We start from the raw sequence: 22,719 nt of genomic DNA, 5'->3' as shown, positions 1-22,719 counted from the left end.
AAGCAGTCATCAAGGCAACCACGTCCGGACAGGAGAAGACACAGTGAGTCTTGCAAGCATCACCATCATCAGCCCAGAAGCCGCCAACGGTCGCAATGTCGTGGCCTACGGCCTGACCAGGGCCTTGAGCGCCAAGGCCAAAACGGCGGTATTCAGACCAATCGCCTGCAGGAAGCACCCGTTGACCCCGGAACTGGTTGCAGCCAGCTCGTTCCCTGACACGGACCCTGAAATCTGCCGTGGCAAATGTCCTGGGCACGCCACTGAGGACCCCATGCAGACCCGGGCCGATGTCCTCAACGCCTATGACGGGCTGATGGAAGCCACTCACCCCGAGCGTGTCCTGATCGTGGGCAGCGATGCCTCGAAACTCTTCGACCCCGGCCTGTTCGCTCTGAATGCACAAATCGCCGCCGACCTGAGGTCCCCGGTCATGCTGGCCGTCTGCACCATCGGCAGGGAACCCGGCCAGGTCATGAAGACCGTGGCCGCCTGCCGCAGGACCATCGAGGCCCAAGGAGCCGTGCTTGCCGGAGTCTTCATTACCGGATGCCAGCCAGAGCAGAAGGCGCCTCTTACCCAGGCCTTCCAGGAGTACGACCTGCCGACCTGGACCGTCTCCAAGATGGATTTCGACACGGATCCGTCCGCCGATCAGGCCCGCCAGGCCACCAGCCAGACATTCCAGCAGGAGGTGGATGTCGACCAGGTACTGAAGGCGGCCGAAGCCGCCAGTCCCAAGGCCACTACCCCAGTAGCTTTCCAGAACGACCTGCTGGCCAAGGCCAAAGCCAACAAGAAGACCATTGTCCTGCCCGAGGGCGGCGAGGACCGCATCATCAAGGCGGCCGACTACCTACTGGCGCGCGACATCGTCGACCTGGTCATCGTGGGCGACAAGGATTCCATTCTGGCGCGCGGCAAGGAGCTTGGCCTCAACAACCTCGACAAGGCCTCATTCCAGTCCATGGACGACGAGCAGGTGCTGCCCCCCATGGTTGATCGCCTCTGCCAGCTGCGTGCCAAGAAGGGCATGACCCCGGAGCAGGCTCGCAAGCAACTGGCTGATCCCTCCTACTTCGGCACCATGCTGGTCGTGCTAGGTAAGGCCGATGGCCTGGTGTCCGGCTCCATCAACTCCACGGCCAACACGGTTCGCCCAGCCCTGCAGGTGATCAAGACCAAGCCGGGCGCCTCGCTGGTATCCGGAGCCTTCCTCATGTGCTTCCCCGACCATGTGGCGGTCTTCGCCGACTGCGCCATCAACCTCAACCCATCTTCGGAGCAGCTGGCCGACATCGCCATCCAGTCGGCCCAAACCGCTCGCTCCTTCGGCGTGGACCCGCGCGTGGGCATGCTTTCCTACTCCACGCTAGGCTCAGGCAAGGGTCCTGATGTCGACCTGGTTGAAGAGGCCACCCGCCTGGCCAAGGAGAAGGCGCCGGACCTGCCCATCGTGGGCCCCATCCAGTTCGACGCGGCCTGGTCGCCCACTGTGGCAGCCACCAAGGCCAAGGGCAATCCGGTTGCCGGAACAGTCAACGTCTTTGTCTTCCCCAGCCTGAGCGCCGGGAACATCGGTTACAAGGCCGTCCAGCGCACCTCGGGCGCCCTGGCCATCGGACCGGTCCTGCAGGGTCTGAACAAACCGGTCAACGACCTTTCGCGCGGCGCCTTGGTGGCCGACATCATCAACACCGTGGCTCTGACCGCCGTCGAAGCCCAGGACTGATCGCCGTCCATCTAATGTCCCTATAAACCTCAGGGGTTGTTGCTGATTCATATCTCCGACACAGATTCAGCAGCAGCCCCAAAACCATGTCGGCCTGGCAATATACCGCGCCTTGTAAGGGCCGACGAGTAATCTTGAGGACTGATTGAGGAGCGCAGGCTCTATACAAGCACATCAGGAGGATGCCCCAATGGCGAAAACCGTCCTAGTCATCAATTCGGGTTCAAGCTCGATCAAATACCAGCTGGTCGATCTGGAGACCAGCCAGAGCCTGGCCTCGGGTCTGGTCGAGAAGATCGGCGAGCCCACCGATGGCCATTACAAGCACGAGGTCAACGGCGAGAAACATGAGCTTGAGGAACCCATACACGACCATGAGACCGGACTCAAGCGCGTCCTGGGCTTCTTCAAGGAGTATGGCCCTGATCTGGACAAGGCGGGCATCATCGCCGTGGGCCACCGTGTCGTCCAGGGTGGAGCCATCTTCCCCAAGCCTGCCCTCCTGACCCAGAAGACCCTGAGCCAGGTCAAGGATCTGGCCGTGCTGGCCCCCCTGCACAACGGACCCGAGGCCGAGGGCGCCGAGGTCATGAGCCGGCTGATGCCGCAGACCCCGCAGGTCTTCGTCTTCGACTCCTCCTTCTTCTTCGAACTGCCCAAGAAGGCCTCCACCTACGCCCTTAACAAGGACATCGCCAAGCAGTACCACATCCGTCGTTATGGCGCCCATGGCACCAGCCATCAGTATGTGGGCCAGCTGGTTCCCGGTCTGCTGGGTAAGCCTGCAGAGGGCCTGCGACAGATCGTCCTGCACATCGGCAACGGTGCTTCCGCTTCGGCGCAGGTCTCTGGGCATCCCGTCGAGACCTCCATGGGCCTGACCCCTCTGGAGGGTCTGGTCATGGGCGGCCGCACCGGCGACATCGACCCTGCCGTCGTCTTCCACCTGATCCGCAACGCCCACATGAGCGTTGACGAGCTGGACACCCTCTTCAACAAGCGCTCCGGTATGACCGGCCTGACCGGCCATGGCGACATGCGCGAGGTCCACAAGCTGATCGCCGAGGGCGATGAGGACGCCAAGCTGGCCCTGGATATCTACATCCACCGCATCGTCGGCTACATCGGCAACTACACAGCCCAGATGGGCGGCCTGGACGCCATCACCTTCACAGCCGGCGTCGGCGAGAATGATGAGATTGTGCGCCGCCGGGTCATCGAGCAGCTGGAGCCCTTCGGTGTAAAGCTGGACCAGGAGAAGAACGACCAGCGCTCCAAGGAGGCCCGGATCATCTCCACCCCCGACAGCACGGTCGCCGTCTGTGTCATCCCCACCAACGAGGAGCTCTCCATCGCCCGCCAGGCCGAGGTCGTCGCCAGCCAGGGCGATGCCTACGGCAACAAGTTCCAGGCCTGACCGCTGACCGGGCCTGCCCCCTCAACCCAACTGATGGTCGAATGAGGGATGATTGAGATAAGGGTTCGGTCCTGAGAACTTGGTCCTAAGAACCAAGAAGGCTGGTGATTACATGCATTGCTGTGGTCACCAGCCTTCTTCTATAAGTCGTATGTTTCAATCGCCCAAGGCCGCCAGGGCTTCCTTGTGCAGAAGACCGTTGCTGGCAAGGCCATTGCCACCCCAGGGACCCGGGTTGCCCCCCAGGTCAGTAAAGCTGCCACCGGCTTCGGTCACGATGGGAACCAAGGCACCCATGTCATAGAGGTCAAGTTCCGGCTCGGCCGCCAGGTCAATGGCTCCCTGGGCCAGGAGCATATACTGCCAGAAGTCGCCGAAACCACGCAGGCGCCAGATCCGATCGGTCAAGTCAAGAAGCCGCTCCCGACGTCCTATGGCCTTCCACCCAGTCAGCGACGATATGGACATGGATGCGTCTTCCATCCGGTTCACATTTGATACGTGGATGGCCTTGGGGGCTTCGCCCTGACGCGCCATGTAGGCTCCCTGACCCCGTGCAGCGTACCAGCGGGTGCCCAGCATGGGGGCCGATACCGTGCCGACCACCATCTGATGGTCTACCTCCAAGCCAATCAGAGTCGCCCAGACGGGGACTCCGCGCACATAGTTCTTGGTCCCGTCAATCGGATCGACGATCCACCGTCTGCCGTTGGACTCCTGCTTTCCCAGCTCCTCGGCATAGATGGTATCGTTGGGCCTTGCTCGGGCCAAAACACGACGAATCACTGCCTCCGCCTCTTTGTCTGCCTGGGTGACCGGGGTATTGTCCGCCTTGCGTTCCACCTTAAGATCTGGCGACTTGAAGTAACCCACGGTGACCTGATCGGCCTGATCGGCCATGGCGATGGCCAGATCCAGATCCTCCTGCCAGGTCTGCCTTTCATCCTCGATGCTCATAACACGGCTCCTTTCGCTTGAATCGCTCTGGTTCAGCCTTGAACCTCGCCTGCCAGCATTCGCTTCCACATACCCGGGAAGTCAGGCATGGTCTTGGCCGTGGTACCGATGTTGCGCACCCGGATGCCGGGTATCCTGAGCCCGATCATGGCGGCGAAAGTAGCCATGCGATGGTCGGCATAGGTCTCCATGACGGCCCCGTGCATACGCTGAGTCGGCACAGGCTCAATGGCCAGGCCATCATCCAGTTCGCGGGCTCGACCTCCTATTCTGGCGATTTCAGTAGCCAGCGCCTTCAGCCGGTTGGTCTCATGACCGCGCAGGTGGCCGATGCCATGCAGGCGGCTGGGCCCGTCGGCAAAGACCAGAATGGCTGCAATGGAGGGCACGATCTCCCCCGCCGGGGAAAGGTCGAAGTCGCCGAGCCCATGGATGGCTCCCCCGCCGGTCACCCTGCAGGTGGCGCTGCCGTGCCCGTCGGGAACCATGTCTACCTGCGCACCCATGGTCTCCAAATACTTGGGCAGCAAGCCGCCTGGCTGTGTTGTCCGCTCCGGCCAGTTGGGCACACTGACTTGCCCGCCACCTATCAGGGCCGCTCCCAGGAAGGGGGCCGCATTCGACAGGTCGGGCTCCACCTGGATCTGATCAGGCAGCTGCGTCCCAGCAGATCCCCTGCCTTCAACATTCCACCTGCAACGGTTGAGATTGGCCTGAACCTGGACTCCGGCCTGACGCAGATCATCAACAGTCATGGCGATGTGCGGAAGACTGGGAAGATGCTGGCCGGAGTGGACGATGGTCGTCGGGCCATCAGCCCTGGCCGCCAGCAGCAGGAGGCCGGAAATGAACTGCGAGGATGCCGAGGAGTCTATGGTCACCTCTCCGCCAACCAGGTGAGACGGCGGCGTGAGCACAAAGGGCAGGAAACCTTCCTGGCCCAGGTAATTTATCTTGGCTCCCAACTGGGTCAGGCCGTCCAACAGAGGCCTCATAGGTCGCCGATAGGCCTGCTGGTCCCCGTCGAAGCGTGTGGGACCATCAGCCAGCATGGCCAGACCCGGCACAAAGCGCATAACGGTTCCAGCCAGTCCGCAGTCTACCCGGGCGCCGCCACGGAAACGTCCGCCTGCCGGTGGAGCAACTGCCACTTCTGTGGGACTGTTCGGGTCAACCCGACAGCTCACGCCAAGGGCCTCCAGAGCCTGAATCATCAGGTCCGTATCACGCGACCTGAGCAGACCGGTCAGCCTGACGGGGCGGCTTCCCAGGGCCGCCAGAATCAGATACCTGTTCGAAAGGGACTTGCTCCCCGGTATGGTCACCGTTGCATCCAAGGGGCCACCCGCCTGCGGCGCCGCCCATGTCTCTTCCACTGTCATGGTCACCATGGTAACCGCAGGCGCAGAGCTGTTTCCGCTCCCTGCTCACCCCTAGAGGTCCAGTGGGGACCCGACCCTGTGCTATATTGATACATTGTGCCCATACGGTGATACTGATGGGCGCCGGGCTATAGCGCAGCTTGGTAGCGCGCCTGCTTTGGGTGCAGGATGTCGCCGGTTCAAATCCGGCTAGCCCGACTTTTGCTTTTGGCCCATGTCGGGAGTCGGATCCTTGGCATTCATGCCCAGCAATCCTGTAAGGAGAACCGTCAGAGCCAGAAGGCCCGTCAGACTCGCATAAATCGACATGGTGATGGCGATGCCGACCAGATTTCCCAGCGTCAGAAAAATCATCTGCCCCAGAGGCGCCCCTATCATCATGACAGTCTGTACCACTCCCATAGTTGCAGCCAGGTGGTCCTCGCCCACTGTGCTGATGAGCATGGTCATGAACCGAGGGTTGATCTTGCCCAAAAGATAGTTCATGACCAGGAGCGGGAGGAACAGCAGGGCAGGCATGTGCAGCCATACCAGGTTGATCCCTACCATGGCGGCTGCGGCCATGACTCCGGTCAGCAAATGGGCCATGGACAGCCGCCTGAGCGGATCTGCGGCAAGGAGTGCGCCAAGGATAAGTCCCAGCGAGGAGATGCCGTTGATTACGGCTATGGTTGTGCCGTAGCTTCCCCACCAGACCTCGGGCATGGAAATCAGCCCCAGATTGAGCAGGGGCTGCAGAGCCGTCCCCAGAAGGTTGACCAGACAGCCGAAGCCCACCATCAGGACCATGAATGTAGAGCTGCGGAACTCCCCCAAGGCCATACGGAGACTGGAAGACAGGCCCACATGCTTGCCCACAGGTGAACCATTGCCTGTGACCTCCGCCCTGGCGAATGCCTTATAGCCAATGGCCACCAAAATTCCCGCCAGCAGAAAGGTGGCAGCATTGATCAGCGCGAATACAGCGAATCTGTTGCCCAGGATAGCGATCAACACCGCACCTCCGCCTGCACTGATGACAGCCGCGACATTGGATGCAGCGGAGGTGATTGAGGTCGCCTGATGGAGCTGGCCTGGCTGGACCAGGTGTTTGAGGACCGGCATCCACAGACTTCCTGCATATCCCTCCAACATGGAAGATGTCATGTCCATGCCTACCAGCAGCAGAAAGACGGGCAAACTCTTGGACCTGCCGATTGTCATGGCCATAGCCAGGTAAATACACACCTGAATCAGCTTGATCACAACTTGCATCCGCGTCTTGTGCGCGGTCCTGTCGGCCAGGTATCCGGTCAGGATGGCCGTCAGAGCTGGAGCCACCCAGGCCATTGAGGCTACGGAGACGGCCAGTCCGGCAAAGGGCATGGTCTGGGCATAGACAATGAAGACGATGTTGAAGAGCTCGCCTCCGACCGTATTCAACAGACTGGCCAGAACCATGGTCACAAAAGGCTTGTTCTTCAGAAGCTCCTGCATTTCAGCGGCCGATCAGGGCAGTTCGATCTTTATGAGGGTCCGGTGAAGCAGCCACCAGGCCGGCAGGGAGGCCAGGAAGATGATCAGAAGCACCAGCGCCGACAGCAGCGGGGAGAGGGAGAGCAGGTTGCCCACTACAGCGTCCAGCAGGAGCAGGACCGCGAACATGATGGGCAGCGAACGCTTCCAGAAGCCTATAGAGAGGGCGATGCCAACCAACCCCACCAGTCCGGCAAGGCTGGTAACCAGCATGAGGAGGACCTGTTCAAGCAGACTGCCTGGCGAGCCCGTTCCAAGCGAACCCACAAGACGGTCGATCAGTAGCATGACGGTCAGGGTGATGGCCGTCCCAGCCAAGTAGGAGAGCGCAGTGAAGAGGCCGACGAAGATCAACTTGGCCAGCAGGATTCGGCTTCGCGATATGGGGAATGAGAGGGTGAGCGCCAGGTTCCTCCCCGTATAGGGCTCAATGAAGACCAGGTTGCAGAGGGCAGCAGCCACCAGGGAGAAGCCCACCAGAAGGATGACCATGGCCATCTGCAGCACGAAGGCCAGGCTTGACAACCGAGGATCTGACCGTCCGCTAGTATGGCCAATGGCCAGGAACATGCCTCCGATGGCCAAGGCTGCGGCCACTACTGCCAGCCCTCCGAAGATGCAGGGCCATAGCCCGGTCTTTTTCAGTTCTAATTTCAGCAGCGTCTTCATATCAGCCCTCCATGGCCTTGACCAGGGTTCGCTCGGCGACCTCCTGGCCCTGATTAAGGAGCTCCGGCACGCTGGCCCGCAGGCTGACTCTGCCGTCCGCCACGACCATCACGTGGTCGGCCGTGCGCAACACTTCGGAGAGAATGTGGCTGGAAAAGAGGATTGCACTCCCCTGGGCTGCCAGGCTGCGCAGGCTATCTCGCAGCTGTCCGATGGCCACAGGGTCCAGTCCGTTGAGCGGTTCGTCCAGTAGGTAAAGGTCAGGATGATGGCCCATGCACCTGGCCAGGGCCAGCCTCTGCCTCATGCCCATGGAATACCTGCCGACAGGCGTGGTTGAATCGGCGGCCAAACCGACCTTGTCCAAAAGTTGGCTGATCCCGGTAGGCTCGGCATCCCTATGCTCCCGGTCTGCCAATGCCAGGTAGGTCAGGTCAATCTCAAGATTCTCCCTAGCGCTGAGGGACTCATAAAAGACCGGCTCGTTGATGAACACTCCCATCCTGGCCAGATTGCCCGGGTAGTCTTCGCTCAGAGGCCTTCCCAGAAAACAGACTCTGCCGCCGACAGGCCTCTGCATTCCGGTCAGGATCTTCAACAGCGTGGACTTGCCAGCCCCGTTGGCACCTAGCAAGCCCAGAATCTCGCCCTGCCCCAGGGTCAAATCCAGTCCGGACAGCACCTCCCTGCCTTCAAACACTTGGACAATTCCGTCCGCCTTCAGCACCTGCATAAAACTCCTTTCAAAAATACCGATGGTATGTTTGGTGGAAACAAAAACCATTACTCGTTGAGTGCCCGAATCTTGCTAGTAGACAGAGCCCTCTTGGCCTTAAGATATCTATCGGCTCTAAGAGACCCCTTGATCCTGATTCTTGTCAGATTCCTCTTGCGTGGACTCCCCGCTGGTGGCAGTCAAAGGATTGCTCTTCAGATGTGCGTGCAAATGCACGGCCGCACGAATAACCCGATCATCGATGACAGGCGCCCCTATTCCCTTGAGCATATCCGCCAACAGGGAGAACTTGGAGACCACCTGGTCCCGGGTCATGGTCGAGAATCGAATCCCTATCCACATGTTGAGCAGGATATAGAGCACCTGGGCCAAATCCTCGGGATTGCAAGGGGCAATGGAGCCGTCCTCCACGCCTTCTCGAACGTAGGGGGTGATCACGTCCACAATCCTGTCCATGGATTTCAAGTACATCTCCCCGACCATGCGGGGGCTCTTCAACAGGGTTCTGGCGGAAAAGGTGACATCGAGACGCGAGTATGCCGACAGGGAGGCGATAAGCTCATTGCGCAGCTTCTCCAACCCGGTCTCGCCAGGCCAGTCCCCCAGCCAGTCTCCCTGGGAGGAGGACGAGGCCATACGCTCGGTAACCGCGTGGAAAATAGCCGTCTTGGAGGGGAAATGGTAGTAGACCGCCCCCTTGGTCATGCCGCCCAGGCCGTCGACGATGTCCTGGATGCTGGTTCCATCGTAGCCCTTTTCCAGGAAGAGCCGCTGGGCTACATCGAGGATCTGATTGCGATGTCCTTCGGGATCCTTCGGCGTGCCCATGCAGTGCTCCTCTTCCTGTCAGCGCAACAATGCCTGATCATTCTGAGCTGACCATCTTTTCTGACAAGAACCTATCATACCACCGGTATGTTCTACTCGCCCAATCACAGGCGTTGATGCCTGGGACCTTAATCCTTCTGCAGGCGACGGATGGCCTCATGCTGAATGGCCACCACTGCTTTGGCATCGGCGACTCCCGCTGCACAAAGCTCCTGCCAGGAGACCCAGGCCGACTGGATATGCTCGCCTGGATCAAAGTCGGTAGACCCCTGATGCCAGCGACGCAGATGCAGGACCACGATATGTCCGAGCTCGTCGCTCATGCCCAGGGAGGAGTAGACATCGGGAGCGGCATCGATCCAGCCGTCCGCCGGATCCAGATGGCTTTCGGAACCCCGAGCGCCCTCGGGCCCGGGGACCAGACCCGTCTCTTCACGCAGCTCGCGCAGAACGGCCTTGACGGGGCTCTCCCCTGGATCGATGAAGCCGGCCGGCAGGCCGAAGACATAGGCCTGGGCACCCACCCGGTACTCGCGGGTCAGCAGATAGGCATCGGCAGCACAGTCGTGTACCAGCATGACCACGCAGGGGTCGTGACGGATGAGCTGCCGATCGATGGTTTCCTTGGAACCGTCACGCCTGGACATGGCCACCTGCTGCTGGTCAATGACGAATATCGGGCCGCGAAAGACCTCCCTGTCATCCATCAGCTCGGGAGCGCGGGTCATATCGATACCCTTGGGTCCCTGGCCATCCCGGTCTGCCAGTCTGGCGGCCAATCGTGCCCGCAGATCCTGTTCCTCATCGCTCATGCAATCATTCCTCCTCAACCAGCAACCCCCAGCCGTCAGCGCACCACCATGGTCCAGGGATCGGTGACGACAGATGAGACCTCCACCTCTTGACGAACACCGGTAGCCATCTCCAGGGCCTTGGCAATGTCTCCCTGGGCGTAGCGGAACCAGAGACTCTCGATGGCGGAATGCGGGGTGTTGATCAGCATGGGTTTGGGCTGATTGGGCCGACCGGCCAGCCGGGCCTCGTAGAGGGCCTGCTGGTAGGCATCCGTGGCAGGGTGATGGCGCAAATCGCTGGTGATGTAGACATCGGCCCCCGTGGACCGGACCAGGTCGAATTCGGAGTCCCCTGAGCCGGGCAGCAGGGCGACTGTGGAGACCATGGCCTCGGACGGACCGACCGCCTGAACACCCAGAGCCGTCCTGGGCAGGAGGCCCGCCACTGTATGGACCAAATCCTCAAAAGGCGTGGGCTTGGGAAGCCTTCCCCAACGACCCAGGCCTACCTGAATCCCCTGATCGGCATGCAGGTCGCGCCTGGAGACCAGCTGAGGAGCCAACGGTCTCGCATCCTGCAGGTCCAGGGCATCGGCAGCCGCCTGGGCCACGCCGCGGTAGGCGGCATCAGCGTTGGTATGCCCCACCCAGAGCCCGCAATGGCCCTCAATCAGCCTGGTTATCATATCCCCGCGGAAGTCCAGGCCGGAAACCTGGTGGACTGATCTGAAGAAAAGCGGATGATGGGTGATCAGCAGGTCGGCCTTGTGATCCAGAGCCTCCTGAACCACATCGGGCCGAGGGTCCACAGCGCACCAGATCCGTCTGACCGGCCAGGACGGATCCCCTACGACTAGACCCGGATGGTCCCAGTCTTCCGCGTAGTCCAGAGGGTAGAGCCCCTCCAGCAGATCAACCACCTGGCCCAGGGGCACCGAAGACCTCTGAACCTCATCCTGCCGGTCAGGCATGACGATCCCTCCTTGGATCCTGCTGGGCCCAGGCCACTCCATGTCAGGTCAGTGAGCAGCCAGCTCCCAGTCCTGGCCGATGCCGGTGGACACGTCCAGGGGCACGGCCAATTCAACGGCATGTTCCATGGAATCCTTGACCAGCTTAGTGGCCTTGTCAGTCTCTCCGGGAGCGATCTCCACCAGCAGTTCATCGTGGATCTGCAGGGAGATGCGGCTCTTCAGCCCCTGGTCGGACAAGGCACGGCTGGCCTTGATCATGGCGATCTTCATGATGTCGGCAGCCGACCCCTGGATGGGCGCATTCAGAGCGGCCCTCTCGGCGGCCTCACGGGTGGGACGCCGCTTGGAGCGCAGCCCAGGGAAGTAGCGCCGCCGCCCGAACATGGTCTCGGTGTAGCCCTTCTCCCGGGCATCGGCCACCAGGGACTCCAAGTACTCATGGACCTTGCCAAAGGTGGCGAAGTACTTGGCGCGCAGCACATCAGCCGCGGCCGGACTGATCTTGAGCTGCTGGGCCAGGCCATAGGTGCTCAGTCCATAGGCCAGGCCGTAGCTCATGGCCTTCACATGGGAGCGCTGGTCCCCGGTGACCTCCTCCATGGGGATGTCGTAGACCAGGCTGGCCACGTACCGGTGGAAGTCGGCACCCGACTTGAAGGCGTCGATCAGGGCCTGGTCCCCGGAAAGGTGGGCCATGATCCGCAGCTCCACCTGGGAGTAGTCCGAAGAGAGCAACGCCTCATACCCGCTGCCAGGCACGAAGGCCGAACGGATCTCACGGCCCCGGGCATCCCGGTTGGGGATGTTCTGCAGGTTGGGATCGACCGAGCTCAGCCGGCCAGTGGCGGCCACGGTCTGCTCGTAGGTGGTGTGCAGCCGCCCATCCCGGGGGTTGACGGCCTCTCGCAGGGTCTGCACGATCTGTTTGAGCTTGTTGGTCTCCCTGTGTTTGAGCAGGGCGCCCAGGAAGTCGTTGGCCCGCTCGTTGTTGACTGATTTGATGTAGAGGTCCTGCAGGACCGAGACGTTGGTCGAATAGGACCCGGTCTTGGTCCTGTGGGTGGGCACCAGGCCCATGTCGTCGAAGAGCACCTTGCTCAGCTGCTTGGGGCTCTGCAGGTTGACACGGCTGCCGGCCCTGTCCCAGGCGATTTCCTGAGCCTGGCGGGCCTCGGCGGCGAACCTGTCGTGCATCTCCTTGAGACGGGCATCATCCACCTTGGCGCCCTCGGTCTCCATCTGCGCCAGGACTGCGGAGGTGGGCAGCTCTATGGTGCGCAACAGGCCGTACTGGTGGCGCTCGTCCATAAGCTCCTGCAGACGCTCGGAGACCATCATGACGTACTGGGCCTGGCGAAGGATCCGGGTCCCCCGTCGACGTTCGTCCTCATCCTCTCGCCCGTCCAGGGCCAGGGCCCCCTGTGTGGCCTCTGGCTCCTCCTCTACGGGGATGGCCAGGAAGTGGGCTACGGCCTGTTCCAGATTGTCGGCATGGAAATCAGGCTCAGCCAGATAGCCTGCCAGCTTGGTGTCGAACAGGGGCAGGGGCATGTGCAGCCCCTGGCTTTCCAGGAAGTGCAGATGCTCCTTGTAGCCATGGACCACACAGGTCCCGATCCGCTGGTCGATCAGCTCCTGGATGGCCGCACGCATGTCTTCGTCAATGTCTTCCGCCATGAAGACCAGACCGTGGCCATCCATGGAGAGAATGGCCAGCTCCTCCAGGCCATAGTCGCCGTGCTTGGCCCAGCCGATGGCGTGGAGAACCCAGTGCTCCTTCATGGCCTCGCTGCAGCGCATGGCATTCTGGTCGGTATCGCCGATGTCCTTGACGTTATCCAGGGAATCGGCCATGGCCTTGACATGGTCCGCCGACTGTCGGCAAAGGGCCTTATCCGGCAGATGCTTCTCGCACCAGTCCCGCAGCTGGTCGGCCGACTCCGCCTTATCGCGCTCAGGCTGGGTGAACTCCTCCTGCTTGTTGCTGACATCGACCAGTGCCGAGGCTGAAGAGTAGTCGTAATCGGCGACCGTGTTGAATCCGCGTAGGATCTTCTTGCGGGTCTGCGGTCCGAACTGCAACTGCTCGAATATGGGCAGGACCTGATCTGTATGGATGGTGCCGAAACGCAGGTCCTCTACCTTCACGCCCAGGTCCAGGTCGCGTACCAGAGCGTTGACCTTCCGGTTGAGCCGCACCTGGTCGGCGTTCTCCGCCAGGGCCTGACCCTTCTTGCCGCCGATCTCGTCGGCGTGCTCCAGAATGGAATCCAACGATCCGTACTTGTTGATCCACTTGGCGGCATAGCCGTCGCCCACGCCCGGCACACCAGGAATGTTGTCGGCTCCCTCGCCACGCATGGCGGCCAGATCCGGGTACTGCTGCGGGGTCACCTTGTAGCGGTCCATGATGGCCTGGGGCGTCATGTGCTTGAGGTTCTTGAAATGGTGGCCCGGGTAGAGCACGGTGATCTCGTCGTCCACCAGCTGGAAGGCATCCCTGTCCCCGGACAGGACCAGGGTCTTGAACCCTGCCTGCTCCCCCATGGTGGCCAGTGTGCCGATGATGTCGTCGCCCTCATAGCCGGGTTTTTCGATATAGGTGATGCCCAGGCCCTTGAGCAGGTCCTGGATCAGGGGTAGCTGGGTCAGCAGTTCCTTGGGGGCGGCTTCACGGGTACCCTTGTACTGGGGCAGCATGGTGTTGCGGAAGGTGCCGCCCTTGACATCAAAGGCCACGCCCATATGGGTGGGCTTCTCCTTGGCCATGACATCCGCCAGCATGGTGGCAAAGCCCCATACCGCGTTGGTGGGCTGCCCGGTCGAGGTGGTGAAACTTTCGACGGGAAGGGCATAGAAGGCCCGGAAGGCCAGCGAATGTCCATCGACGACCAGCAGGGTGCGGCCGTCCTTGTCCTGCTTCTTCGTCTGGTCTTCCATAGGCGGGCTAACGGTCGTTCTGGTTGGCCACGTTGTTGATGACCACGTCGGCCACCTCCTGCATGGTCAGCCTGCGGTCCATGGAGGTCTTCTGAATCCAGCGGAAGGCCTCGGACTCGGTCATGCCCATGCTCTCCATGAGCAGCCCCTTGGCCCGGTCCACCCGCTTACGGGCCTCGAAACGGGCCTTCATGTCGGTGACCTCGTCCTTCAGGGCGTTGATCTGGTCAAAGCGGGAGATGGCCACCTCAAGGGCCGGAAGCAGCTTTTCCGGAGCGAAGGGCTTGACCACGTAGGCCATGGCTCCGGCATCGGCCGCCTTCTCGACCAGGCTTTGCTGGGAGAACGCCGTCAGCATAACCACCGGGGCCAGATTCTCCTTGCCGATCTCAGTGGCGGCGGTAATGCCGTCGGTGCCGGGCATCTTCACATCCATAACGACTACATCGGGTCTCAGCTCGCGGGTCAGATCAATGGCCTCCTGGCCGCTGGCCGCCTGGCCGACCACGTCATAGCCGGCATCCTCGAGAGCTTCGACGGTATCGAGCCTGATCAAAGCCTCATCCTCCGCCACAACCACGGTCCGCCCCTCGGGAGAATCGCTGCGGTTCTTACTCTCTGAAGCCACTTTCAACCTCGTTTCCTGAAAGTCCATCCGAGCTTCACCGGAAATCGATGAGGGACGGCTGGGGTTCGCTTTATCGTGCCCCCGGTGAGACTCGAACTCACACTGCACGGATTTTGAGGCCGTTTCCTCTACCAATTGGGATACGGGGGCTTTTCATCACCACAGAGAATCTACCATACTTTGGCGACGACGCAAGGTTATTCGTGTTGAATCTGCCCTAGAATGAAGACAGTTATGTATACAGGCACATCAGCAGTCGAAGGAGAGCATGATGACCACTCATATCTATCGACGGTTCGATCCTTGGCGCACCTCCCCCGTCCAGGAGAAGGCCCGCAAGCAAATTATGGACAGCCACTACTTCAGCGTCGACAGGGTCACCTTTGAATCCAGTGACAATCAGACCTTCGACCGCAGCATCGTCAGCGAGAAGCACGGAGACACTATCGCGGTCCTGGCCATCACCGACGACGGAAGGATACCCCTGGTCGAGCAGTACCGACTCCCAACTCACCGTTGGACCCTTGAGCTGCCGGCCGGCCATCCGCTCAACGACAAGGAGGCCCCCATCGATGTCGCCACCAGACGACTGCGCGAGGAGGCCGGATACAAGGCTGCCTCCTTCAACCAGTTCGCCAGGTTCATCAACACCCCCAGCTTCTCCACGCAGCACACCACCCTCTTCTATGCCGAGGGCCTGACCCCGGTCCAACCTGCCAGCCTGGCACCGGAGACCCCCCACCAGAATGTGCGGCTCTTCACCGTGGACGAGGCCTATGACATGGTGATCGCAGGGACCATTCTGGATGCCAAAACCACCATCGCCATCCTGCGGGCCAAGATTGGACTGTCGGACCTGCACTGAGGCAAGAACCCTCGCATAGCGAACCGGTGGCCTCTCCCTGCCTTGGCAGGCGGGAAAGACCACCGGTTCCTTGCTCTATCAGTGCCGAATGAACCTGACGGCCACCTGCCCGGCTGACTCAGTCGACAGCCAGGCGGCAGTCCGGAGAATCAGTCGTTGGCACCAACCGTATGCACGTAGATGCAGTCGGTGTTTCCTGGCTCATACTCGCCCTGGGCGCTGCTGAGCACCACCAGGCAGTCGCCGTCGGAGACCTTGCCCTGCTTCTTCAGGGTGGCGTCCACGAAGGCCATGAGACCCGCGCGGTTGAAGTCGTGGTAGTCCTGCTCGCACATGAAAGCCTCGGTGCCCCAGCTCAGGGCCAGCCAATGATAGGTGTGCTCATCGGTGGTCAGCGCATAGATGGGGGCGGCCGGACGCTCACGGGAGACGCGGTGCACGGTGTTGCCGGTCTGGGTGAAGGCCACGATGGCCTTGGCGTTGATCTTGTCGGCCAAATCCACAGCGGCGGAGGAGACGGCACCGGAGTTGGACATGTCCAGGTCGTGCATATCCGGGATGCGGTCGAACCCGTGGGTGGTGGCGTACTCGGAAATCCGGGCCATGGTGGAGACCGTGGTGTCGGGGTAGTCGCCCACGGCGGTCTCGTTGGAGGTCATGGTGGCATCGGCACCGTCCAGGACGGCGTTGGCGCAGTCGGAGGCCTCGGCGCGGCTGGGGATGGGCGAATGAACCATGGAGCCCAGGACCTCAGTGGCGACGATGACCGGCTTGGCATACTGACGGGCCAGTTCGATGCAGCGCTTGGTCACCAGGGGGACCTGCTCGAAGGGCATCTCCACGGCCATGTCACCACGGGCCACCATGATGCCGTCGAAGGCCTTCACGATCTCCTCCAGGTTCTCAACCGCCTGGGGCTTCTCGATCTTGGCCACGATGGGAATGCGGCGACCCTCCTCGTCCATGATCTCATGGGCGCGGTCGATGTCAGTGGCGAAGCGGACGAAGGACATGGCGATGATGTCGGCGCCGGTGCGGATACCCCAGCGCAGGTCCTCCTCATCCTTGGGAGTCAGTGCCGGCAGGCTCACGGCCACGCCGGGCAGGTTGATGCCCTTGTGGGAGGAGACCGGACCAGCCACGACCACCTTGGTGTGGACCTGGTTGCCCTCGACCTTGGTGACCTCCAGACGGACCTTGCCGTCATCGATCAGGATGGGATCGCCGGGGTGGCAATCCCCGGGCAGACCTTTGAAGGTGGTGGAGGTCATGTGCTCGTCACCCTCGACATCGTCGGTGGTGATGGTGAACTCCTGGCCCTCCTTGAGGATGACCTTGTCCTCGCCCTGCTCGTTCTTCTTGAACCAGCCACAACGAATCTTGGGACCCTGCAGATCGACCAGGGCCGCCACGTTGCGTCCGGTCTCCTTGCTGGCCTGACGCACGTTGTTGTAAACCTTGAGGTGATCTTCGGGGGTGCCGTGGGACCGGTTGAGTCTGGCCACATCCATGCCGGCCTTGACCAGCTTGGTGATGTTTTCCAGCGACTCCGAAGCCGGCCCGATGGTATCGACGATCTTGGCTTTGCGCATATGCTACCTGCCTGTTCTTTTTCTTACTTACCGTTCTATTGTACAGACTCAGGCCGCTGGGAACCACTATTTCCCGTTAGCGCTAACAACCCTTGTGCTTCAACGCTTCCCTTATTGCTTTGCTCCCTGGGGAGCGGCTGCAGAGGACATATGGCGGCTCTTGAGTACCGAAGCCAGGGCCGCGATGCCCACGGCCAAAACGATGACGAGCAGAGATGCCCAGGTCGGTATTTCCGGCACTGCTTCCAGGGGCCGCCCGCCGTTGATGAAGGGCAGCGTGTTGCCGTGCAGAGCCTCCATGATCAGCTTGACCCCGATGAAGGCCAGGACCACGGCCAGCCCCAGGGGCAGATACTCCAGCTTGTCCAGCAGGGATCCCAGCAGGAAGTAGAGCTGCTGAAGGCCCAACAGGGCGAAGACATTGGAGGTGAAGACGATGAAGGGGTCCTTGGTCAGTCCGAAGATGGCCGGAATGGAGTCAAAGGCGAACATGACATCGGTGGTGCCGATGGCCAGAAAGACCACCAGCATGGGCGTGAAGTAGCGCTTGCCCTCAAAGGTGGTCCGCAGGCGCTCACCGTCGTAGTGGCTGGTGATGGGGATGACCCGACGCAGGACCCTGATCAGCCCGTTCTCGTGGTACTCCTCCTGCTTGCCTCGGCTGGAGACCATGTTCCAGGCGGTGTAAAGCAGGAAGAAGCCGAAGATGAAAAAGACCCATGTGAAGCGGGTGATCAGCGCCGTTCCAGCCAGGATGAAGACCCCGCGCAACAGCAGGGCGATGGTGATGCCGACGCTGAGCACATAGCGCTGAAGCCGCAGGGGTACGGCAAAATTGCCCATGATGATGACGAAGACAAAGAGGTTGTCGATGCTGAGCGAGTACTCAGTCAGCCAGCCCGAGTAGAACTCGATGGCCGGCTTGGAACCTGCCACCTTCCAGATCAGCGCCCCGAAAATCAGGGCCATGACCACAAAGAAGCCGATGTGCCTCACGCATTCGCCGGTCGAAGGGACGTGCGGCCGCCGTCCGATCACCAAAAGATCGACCACGAAGAAGACGGCCAGTACAACCAGGCTCACAACCATGAACGGCAGAGGTGTTTCGGACATATCACCTGACTTTAGCGGCAAGATATGACGTGCTCATCTGCCCCCTCTGCATATCAGAACACCCTCACAGAGAGTTGTCTGCTGGTCCGGCCTGTGATGACTTGCCTCGCATCACAGGCCCGCAACATGCATGGTCGGGGTTGGGACCACCGGCCAAAGGCCAGACTTACTTTTTGGCCTCGGTCATCTGCCGCAGCTCTTTCTTCAGGTCCTTGATTTCGTCGCGCAGACGGGCTGCGAGCTCGAACTGCAGCTGTTGCGCAGCCGTGTGCATCTGGTCGCTCAGCTGACGGATCAGGTCGGCAAGGTCCTGCGCCGGCAGACCGGCCTGGAGGATCTCCTGATGCCGCTTGTCGGCCTCCTCCTTGTCGTAGAGGGGCACGCCCAGGTGGGAGTTGCCGGCCTTGTTGGCATTGCGGTAGCCTCCCGCCAGCAGGGTCTGGGTGTCCACATCCTCCTTGGCCAGCATGTCGTTGACATCACTGATCTTCTTGATCAACGGCTTGGGGTCCACCCCATGCTCCTTGTTATAGGCTATCTGCTTGGCACGGCGACGGTTGGTCTCGCTGATGGCCTTCTCCATGGAGTCGGTGACCTCATCCGCGTACATGATGACCTTGCCGGACACGTTCCTGGCCGCACGGCCGATGGTCTGGATCAGGGAACGGTAGGAACGCAGGAAGCCCTCCTTGTCCGCATCCAGTATGGCCACCAGGGAGACCTCGGGCAGGTCCAGCCCTTCACGCAGGAGGTTGATGCCCACGATGACGTCGATCTTGCCCTCGCGCAGCTCCCGCAGGAGCTCCACCCGCCGCAGGGTGTCCACATCCGAGTGCAGATACTCCACCTTGATGTCGCGCTCCAGCAGGTAGTCGGTCAGGTCCTCGGCCATCTTCTTGGTCAGCGTGGTCACCAGGACCCGCTCGTGACGGGCCACCCGGGCCTTGATCTCGTCCAGGAGGTCGTCCACCTGGCCCTTGACAGGCCTGACCTCCACCTCGGGATCCAGCAGACCGGTGGGGCGGATGACCTGTTCCACCACCCCGTCTGACAGACCCATCTCATAGTCGCCCGGCGTTGCCGACAGATAGACGGTCTGGCCCACCTTGTCCAGAAACTCGGGCCACTTCAGCGGACGGTTGTCCATGGCCGAGGGCAGACGGAAGCCGTGCTCGACCAGGGTCCGCTTGCGGCTGGCATCCCCCTCGTACATGGCTCCGATCTGGGGAACGGTCACATGGGACTCGTCGATGACCAGCAGGAAGTCGTCGGGGAAGAAATCCAGCAGGGTGTGGGGCGGCGTCCCGGGCTCGCGCCCGTCGAAGTGGCGGGAGTAGTTCTCCACTCCGGAGCAGGTGCCGATCTGGGTGAGCATCTCCAGGTCGTAGGTGGTGCGCATGGTCAGCCTCTGGGCCTCCAGCTCCTTGCCCTGCTTGCGCAGCTGGCCCACACGCCAGTCCAGCTCCTCCTTGATGGTCTTCAGGGCGCGCTCCATCCGCTCGGGACCGGCCACATAGTGGGAGGCGGGGAAAATATGCACTGAGGATTCGTGGGCTATCTCGTCCCCGGTCAGCGGGTGCAGGGTGGAGATGCGGTCGATCTCGTCGCCGAAGAATTCGATGCGAACGGCCAGCTCCTCATAGACGGGGATGATCTCGACCGTGTCGCCGCGCACGCGGAAAGTGCCTCGGGTGAAGGCGATGTCGTTGCGCTTGTACTGCATGTCCACGAACTTGCGCAGCAGGTCGTCCCGGTTGATCCGGTCCCCCTCGTGCAGGAAGAGCATGCGCCCGGCGTACTCCTCGGGCGTGCCCAAGCCGTAGATGCAGGAGACGGTGGCCACCACCACGCAGTCGCGCCTGGTAAGCAGATTAGCCGTTGCGGCGTGCCGGAGCCGCTCCACATCGTCGTTGATGTTGGAGTCCTTCTCGATATAGGTATCCGTCTGGGGGATGTAGGCCTCGGGCTGGTAGTAGTCGTAGTAGGAGACGAAGTAGGAGACCGCGTTGTCGGGCATGAGCTCGCGGAACTCGGCGCAGAGCTGGGCCGCCAGGGTCTTGTTGGGTTCCAGAATCAGGGTGGGCCGCTGCAGGCGCTCGATCAGCCAGGCCGTGGTCGCGGTCTTGCCGGTGCCGGTGGCGCCCATGAGCACCACGTCGTTCTCGCCATTCTCAATCCGCGTGGCCAGTTCCTCGATGGCCTCTGGCTGGTCGCCGGAGGGCTTATAGGGGGACTTGACCACGAAGGGCTTGTCGGTCCGCTCAATGTTGAACCCCATGAAACTCCCTTCCAGGATGCGTCATTCGCCCAAGGCCCCTCAGTCGCTGTGCGAGGATCCCCGGGCCAAGGATTTCAGCTCTTCATATATTCTATCAACAGACTCGAACATTTGTTCGATAGGCTGGGACCCGTCCACCAGCAGATCGGCCCGAGCGCGTCGCAAACTGCTGCTGGTCTGGGAACCGATACGCTCAACAGCCTGGCTTTCAGTCATATGCCGCTGATTCACCATACGCGCAATCCTCACCTGGCTTGGTGCCTCCACCAGCAGCACCCTGTCGAAATGAAAGGGAATGGCCGACCCAACCTCGGTCAGCAGGGGCACCTCATGGACCACCACCTCGGAACCCTCCAGCCAGGGCTGCTCGGCCTTGGAAGCCAGGTCATAGACCAGCGGATGGATGATCTCGTCCAGGTCCCTGCGATCCCGGTCGGCCGTCGGCCCGCCGAAGACCCTTGCCGCCAAGGCTGACCTGTCCACACCACCATGACCGTCCCCGCAGTCTGAACCGAAGCGCTCCAGAACCGGTCCCACGCCGGGTCCGCCCAGAGCGATGACCTCATGGGAGAGCCGGTCGTAGTCGATGACCCTGGCCCCGTCCTGGGCCAGCCGAGCCGCCACCGTGCTCTTGCCAGCCGCTATTCCGCCGGTCAATCCCACACGTATCATCCCGACCTCCCGCATATACCTTATGGCAGCAGATACAAATGGAGGGGCCCGACCGAGGCCGGACCCCTCCATTCACCGCTTGATGCTCACTTCTTTTCCTTGAGCAGCTGCTCGCGCAGAGCGGCCAGCTGGTCGTCGGAGGCCAAAGTGCCCTCGGAGCTGGACTCCGAGCTGTAGTTGGTGGTCTCCTCGGAGCTCTGACGACGAGAGCGCGAACCGGAGGCGGGCGCCTGGGAGGACCGGCTGTCCTCGGCGGCCGAAGCCTCGGCGTTCTCCAGCTCCTTGGCCACGAAGGCCTTGTGCTGCTCCCAGAGGTCGTGGGCGGCCGCATACTGGGACTCCCACTCCTCCCGCTGCTTCTCGTAGCCGGCGATCCACTCATTGCTCTCGGGGTCGAAGCCCTCGGGGTACTTGTAGTTGCCCTCCTCGTCGTACTCGGCGGGCATGCCGTAGATGGCCGGATCGAAGTCCTCGGAGGTCGGATCGACGGAGTCGTCGGCCTGCTTGAGGGACAGGGAGATACGGCGGCGATCCAGGTCGACGTCGATGACCTTGACGAAGATCTCCTCGCCCTGCTTGACCACGGTCTCGGGGTTCTCCACGTGGCGATTGGCCAGCTCGGAGATGTGGACCAGGCCCTCGATGCCGTCCTCGACGGAGACGAAGACGCCGAACTGCACGATCTTGGTGACCTTGCCCTTGACGATCTGTCCGGGCACGTGGGTCCGGGCGAAGCGCTGCCAGGGGTCTTCCTGGGTGGCCTTGAGGGACAGCGAGATGCGCTCGCGGTCCATATCGACATCCAGCACCTCGACGGTGACCTTGTCGCCCACCTTGACGACCTCGCTGGGGTGATCGATGTGCTTCCAGGAGAGCTCGGAGACGTGGATCAGGCCGTCCACACCGCCCAGGTCGACGAAGGCGCCGAAGTTGACGATGGAGCTGACCGTACCCTCGCGGATCTGGCCCTTCTTGAGCTGGGCCATGAAGGTCTCGCGCACCTCGGACTGGGTCTCCTCCAGGTACTGGCGGCGGGAGAGGACCACGTTGTTGCGGTTCTTGTCCAGCTCCAGGATCTTGGCTTTGATCTTCTGCCCGATGTAGGGAGACAGGTCGCGCACGCGGCGCATCTCGACCAGGGATGCGGGCAGGAAGCCACGCAGGCCGATGTCGACGATGAGTCCGCCCTTGACGGCCTCGATGACGGTGCCCTCAACGACGCCGTCAGCCTCCTTGATCTTCTCGATGTCGCCCCAGGCGCGCTCGTACTGGGCGCGCTTCTTGGACAGGATCAGACGGCCTTCCTTGTCCTCCTTGGTGACGACCAAGGCCTCGATGGTGTCACCGACCTGGACCACATCGTCGGGATCGACATCCTTCTTGATGGAAAGCTCGCGGGAGGGAATCACGCCCTCGGTCTTGTAGCCGATGTCCAGCAAAACCTCGTCATGGTCGATCTTAACGACCGTCCCCTCGACCAGATCCCCATCGTCGAAGTTCTTGATGGTGGAATCGACTGCCTTGATGAAGTCTTCCTCGGACCCGATGTCATTGACCGCGACCTGGGGGACTTCCTTCTTGTTCTCTGCCATTAATTGAATTGTTTCTTGTATAGTTGGTGGATATT

Annotated in this window: 18 protein-coding genes and 2 tRNA genes; 4 read left to right on the top strand and 16 right to left on the bottom strand. The window is 61.5% G+C overall.

Features of this window, described 5'->3' with window-relative positions:
- Positions 1-43: 43 nt before the first annotated feature.
- Together pta and H3U90_RS07230 are read left to right on the top strand one after the other, a co-directional pair.
- A complete protein-coding gene (pta, locus tag H3U90_RS07235; RefSeq protein WP_332460602.1) occupies positions 44-1,732 on the top strand; it encodes a phosphate acetyltransferase in 1,689 nt (562 codons plus the stop codon).
- Between the two features lie 190 nt (positions 1,733-1,922).
- Entirely contained in the window at positions 1,923-3,149 is a 1,227-nt protein-coding gene (locus H3U90_RS07230; RefSeq protein ID WP_198177705.1) for an acetate/propionate family kinase, read from the top strand.
- 156 nt (positions 3,150-3,305) lie between these two features.
- Here the strand turns inward: H3U90_RS07230 and hisN are convergent, their stop codons facing one another.
- Both hisN and aroA read right to left on the bottom strand, forming a co-directional pair.
- Positions 3,306-4,106 carry a histidinol-phosphatase gene (gene hisN, locus H3U90_RS07225; protein WP_198177704.1) on the bottom strand — a complete coding sequence of 267 codons (801 nt, stop codon included), beginning with the start codon at positions 4,104-4,106 and terminating at the stop codon, positions 3,306-3,308.
- Between the two features lie 32 nt (positions 4,107-4,138).
- Positions 4,139-5,494: a 3-phosphoshikimate 1-carboxyvinyltransferase gene (aroA, locus tag H3U90_RS07220; protein ID WP_415873760.1), complete on the bottom strand. Its 1,356-nt coding sequence runs from the start codon at positions 5,492-5,494 to the stop codon at positions 4,139-4,141.
- A 118-nt stretch (positions 5,495-5,612) separates the two neighbouring features.
- Between aroA and H3U90_RS07215 the strand changes: the two genes are divergently transcribed.
- A tRNA-Pro gene (locus H3U90_RS07215) sits at positions 5,613-5,686 on the top strand.
- Here H3U90_RS07215 and H3U90_RS07210 read toward each other — a convergent pair.
- The 9 genes from H3U90_RS07210 to H3U90_RS07170 form a co-directional block, all read right to left on the bottom strand.
- Positions 5,678-6,964 (bottom strand): MFS transporter, encoded by a 1,287-nt coding sequence (locus tag H3U90_RS07210; RefSeq protein ID WP_198177702.1) that lies wholly within the window; start codon positions 6,962-6,964, stop codon positions 5,678-5,680. The two genes, H3U90_RS07215 and H3U90_RS07210, sit on opposite strands and share 9 nt — an antisense overlap.
- A gap of 12 nt (positions 6,965-6,976) precedes the next feature.
- Positions 6,977-7,672 (bottom strand): ABC transporter permease, encoded by a 696-nt coding sequence (locus H3U90_RS07205; protein ID WP_198177701.1) that lies wholly within the window; start codon positions 7,670-7,672, stop codon positions 6,977-6,979.
- Between the two features lies 1 nt (position 7,673).
- Positions 7,674-8,405, bottom strand: a complete 732-nt coding sequence (locus tag H3U90_RS07200; RefSeq protein ID WP_198177700.1) for an ABC transporter ATP-binding protein — start codon at positions 8,403-8,405, stop codon at positions 7,674-7,676.
- 117 nt (positions 8,406-8,522) lie between these two features.
- On the bottom strand, positions 8,523-9,236 hold the full coding sequence (locus H3U90_RS07195) for a TetR/AcrR family transcriptional regulator (RefSeq protein ID WP_198177699.1): 714 nt from the start codon (positions 9,234-9,236) through the stop codon (positions 8,523-8,525).
- 128 nt (positions 9,237-9,364) lie between these two features.
- The gene (locus H3U90_RS07190) at positions 9,365-10,048 is read right to left on the bottom strand and encodes an NUDIX hydrolase (RefSeq protein WP_198177698.1); all 684 of its coding nucleotides are present in this window, start codon (positions 10,046-10,048) and stop codon (positions 9,365-9,367) included.
- Between the two features lie 35 nt (positions 10,049-10,083).
- Entirely contained in the window at positions 10,084-11,001 is a 918-nt protein-coding gene (locus H3U90_RS07185; protein ID WP_232340678.1) for a Nif3-like dinuclear metal center hexameric protein, read from the bottom strand.
- 48 nt (positions 11,002-11,049) lie between these two features.
- Positions 11,050-13,944, bottom strand: coding sequence for a DNA polymerase I (polA, locus tag H3U90_RS07180; RefSeq protein ID WP_198177697.1), 2,895 nt, complete (start codon positions 13,942-13,944; stop codon positions 11,050-11,052).
- Between the two features lie 7 nt (positions 13,945-13,951).
- The gene (locus H3U90_RS07175; RefSeq protein WP_015021953.1) at positions 13,952-14,599 is read right to left on the bottom strand and encodes an ANTAR domain-containing response regulator; all 648 of its coding nucleotides are present in this window, start codon (positions 14,597-14,599) and stop codon (positions 13,952-13,954) included.
- 49 nt (positions 14,600-14,648) lie between these two features.
- Positions 14,649-14,722, bottom strand: a tRNA-Leu gene (locus tag H3U90_RS07170).
- 121 nt (positions 14,723-14,843) lie between these two features.
- Here H3U90_RS07170 and H3U90_RS07165 point away from each other — a divergent pair.
- Positions 14,844-15,437 (top strand): NUDIX domain-containing protein, encoded by a 594-nt coding sequence (locus tag H3U90_RS07165; protein ID WP_198177861.1) that lies wholly within the window; start codon positions 14,844-14,846, stop codon positions 15,435-15,437.
- Between the two features lie 149 nt (positions 15,438-15,586).
- Here the strand turns inward: H3U90_RS07165 and pyk are convergent, their stop codons facing one another.
- From pyk to rpsA, 5 genes are all read right to left on the bottom strand, one after another.
- The gene (pyk, locus tag H3U90_RS07160; RefSeq protein WP_045935465.1) at positions 15,587-17,029 is read right to left on the bottom strand and encodes a pyruvate kinase; all 1,443 of its coding nucleotides are present in this window, start codon (positions 17,027-17,029) and stop codon (positions 15,587-15,589) included.
- Between the two features lie 111 nt (positions 17,030-17,140).
- Positions 17,141-18,142, bottom strand: a complete 1,002-nt coding sequence (locus H3U90_RS07155) for a TerC family protein (RefSeq protein ID WP_045935466.1) — start codon at positions 18,140-18,142, stop codon at positions 17,141-17,143.
- 166 nt (positions 18,143-18,308) lie between these two features.
- Positions 18,309-20,420: an excinuclease ABC subunit UvrB gene (gene uvrB, locus H3U90_RS07150; RefSeq protein ID WP_198177696.1), complete on the bottom strand. Its 2,112-nt coding sequence runs from the start codon at positions 20,418-20,420 to the stop codon at positions 18,309-18,311.
- Between the two features lie 39 nt (positions 20,421-20,459).
- On the bottom strand, positions 20,460-21,107 hold the full coding sequence (gene coaE / locus H3U90_RS07145) for a dephospho-CoA kinase (protein WP_232341317.1): 648 nt from the start codon (positions 21,105-21,107) through the stop codon (positions 20,460-20,462).
- A 71-nt stretch (positions 21,108-21,178) separates the two neighbouring features.
- Positions 21,179-22,684 (bottom strand): 30S ribosomal protein S1, encoded by a 1,506-nt coding sequence (gene rpsA, locus H3U90_RS07140; protein ID WP_198177695.1) that lies wholly within the window; start codon positions 22,682-22,684, stop codon positions 21,179-21,181.
- Between the last annotated feature and the right edge of the window lie 35 nt (positions 22,685-22,719).

The organism is Bifidobacterium sp. W8103 (assembly GCF_016100775.1).
In the GTDB taxonomy this organism is placed as follows: domain Bacteria; phylum Actinomycetota; class Actinomycetes; order Actinomycetales; family Bifidobacteriaceae; genus Bombiscardovia; species Bombiscardovia choladohabitans.
Note: the sequence above shows the minus strand (reverse complement) of the source record. Positions and strands in the feature narration are given on the sequence as shown.

Excerpts from the sequence above, each read along its gene's own strand:
- H3U90_RS07185 (WP_232340678.1), bottom strand. The coding sequence starts at position 11,001 with ATGCCTGACCGGCAGGATGAGGTTCAGAGGTCTTCGGTGCCCCTGGGC.
- H3U90_RS07210 (WP_198177702.1), bottom strand. The coding sequence starts at position 6,964 with ATGCAGGAGCTTCTGAAGAACAAGCCTTTTGTGACCATGGTTCTGGCC.
- coaE (WP_232341317.1), bottom strand. The coding sequence starts at position 21,107 with ATGCGGGAGGTCGGGATGATACGTGTGGGATTGACCGGCGGAATAGCG.
- H3U90_RS07195 (WP_198177699.1), bottom strand. The coding sequence starts at position 9,236 with ATGGGCACGCCGAAGGATCCCGAAGGACATCGCAATCAGATCCTCGAT.
- polA (WP_198177697.1), bottom strand. The coding sequence starts at position 13,944 with ATGGAAGACCAGACGAAGAAGCAGGACAAGGACGGCCGCACCCTGCTG.
- H3U90_RS07190 (WP_198177698.1), bottom strand. The coding sequence starts at position 10,048 with ATGAGCGATGAGGAACAGGATCTGCGGGCACGATTGGCCGCCAGACTG.
- H3U90_RS07200 (WP_198177700.1), bottom strand. The coding sequence starts at position 8,405 with ATGCAGGTGCTGAAGGCGGACGGAATTGTCCAAGTGTTTGAAGGCAGG.
- H3U90_RS07165 (WP_198177861.1), top strand. The coding sequence starts at position 14,844 with ATGACCACTCATATCTATCGACGGTTCGATCCTTGGCGCACCTCCCCC.
- H3U90_RS07155 (WP_045935466.1), bottom strand. The coding sequence starts at position 18,142 with ATGTCCGAAACACCTCTGCCGTTCATGGTTGTGAGCCTGGTTGTACTG.
- pyk (WP_045935465.1), bottom strand. The coding sequence starts at position 17,029 with ATGCGCAAAGCCAAGATCGTCGATACCATCGGGCCGGCTTCGGAGTCG.
- H3U90_RS07205 (WP_198177701.1), bottom strand. The coding sequence starts at position 7,672 with ATGAAGACGCTGCTGAAATTAGAACTGAAAAAGACCGGGCTATGGCCC.
- H3U90_RS07175 (WP_015021953.1), bottom strand. The coding sequence starts at position 14,599 with ATGGACTTTCAGGAAACGAGGTTGAAAGTGGCTTCAGAGAGTAAGAAC.
- H3U90_RS07230 (WP_198177705.1), top strand. The coding sequence starts at position 1,923 with ATGGCGAAAACCGTCCTAGTCATCAATTCGGGTTCAAGCTCGATCAAA.
- hisN (WP_198177704.1), bottom strand. The coding sequence starts at position 4,106 with ATGAGCATCGAGGATGAAAGGCAGACCTGGCAGGAGGATCTGGATCTG.
- rpsA (WP_198177695.1), bottom strand. The coding sequence starts at position 22,684 with ATGGCAGAGAACAAGAAGGAAGTCCCCCAGGTCGCGGTCAATGACATC.
- uvrB (WP_198177696.1), bottom strand. The coding sequence starts at position 20,420 with ATGGGGTTCAACATTGAGCGGACCGACAAGCCCTTCGTGGTCAAGTCC.